This window comes from Carnobacterium sp. (genome assembly GCF_032094055.1).
GTDB lineage: Bacteria > Bacillota > Bacilli > Lactobacillales > Carnobacteriaceae > Carnobacterium_A.
The window spans coordinates 1-1,177 of record NZ_DAMDAK010000122.1 but is presented as its reverse complement, the minus strand read 5'-3'; the positions used below and the strand labels follow the sequence as shown (position 1 = coordinate 1,177).

1 protein-coding gene and 1 pseudogene are annotated in these 1,177 nt (G+C 38.6%); both read left to right on the top strand.

The features are described 5' to 3' along the window. Positions 1 to 670 (top strand): annotated as a pseudogene (locus RT405_RS12910) (hypothetical protein); the annotation flags it as partial. Positions 671 to 676: 6 nt separating this feature from the next. Continuing rightward, positions 677 to 1,177: HAD-IIB family hydrolase (locus RT405_RS12905; protein WP_313470214.1), on the top strand; the 501-nt coding region annotated here is incomplete at its 3' end.

Genomic DNA, 1,177 nt, shown 5'->3' with positions numbered 1-1,177 from the left:
GTACATGCAGGTTTATTTCCACCCTGTTTCACGCAGTATGGAAGTTATTTTAGATCATTTGTTAAAACGGGCTGAACTCTTGTATACCGACGCAGAAGTTCATTTAGAACACTCGGCAAGCATCTTGATTCCTTTCTTTAATCAAACCTTTACTTTAGAAGATTATTTAAAATTGGATGACGGTGTTTTAAGTACCTACTTTACGCTTTGGCGAGACGAACAAGATGCTGTTTTAAGTGATTTAGCTACGCGCTTTCTGGATCGCAAACCCTTTAAGTCGGTTCATTTTTCCAGCCAGCAGGATCAAGTCACTTTACAAAAGTTGATGGATTTAATCCAAGAAGCCGGTTATGATACAGATTACTACACAGCTATCAATAACAGTTACGATCTGCCTTATGATTTCTATCGCCCTAATCAAATCACTAACCGGACACAAATTGAACTCATGTATCAAGATGGCACTTTTATTGAACTTTCACAGGTCAGTGAAATCGTTTCTTCCTTAACCGGCAAAGTTCGCGGTGATGAACGATTTTATTTTCCAAAAGAATTTTTAAAGCCAAAAACAGAAAAAGAAGTCGATTTATTTGAGCCTATTTATCAAGAGTTTAAACGCTACATTAAAAATGACGCAATCAGTCAACCCACTACCCCATTGGAGGAATAATATAAAATGAGTATCGAATTAATTGCCATTGACTTAGATGGCACTCTATTGACCAACGCAAAAACAATCAGCCCTAGAGTAAAAGCTACATTAGCTGAAGCGAAAGAAAAAGGTATTAAAGTCGTATTGTGTACAGGACGTCCGCTTCCTGGTGTGAAAGACTATTTGAAAGAAGGCGATTATGTCATTACCTATAACGGTGCTTTGGTTCAAAAAGCTCATGACGGAACAGCTATCGCTCACCATACAATGTCTTTTGACGACTTTTTAGAAATCGAAGCAATGAGCCGAAAAGTAGGTGTCCATTGCCAAACGCTAGATAAAGAAGCGATTTATACAGCTAATAAAGATATCAGTCCGTATACGATCAGAGAATCTTCCTTGGTCAATATGCCGGTTAAATACCGCAGTGTTGAAGAAATGGATCCCGCAATCGTCATCAGCAAAATGATGATGATTGATGAGCCCGCTATTTTAGACCGTGGCATTGCTCAATTTCCAGCAGAG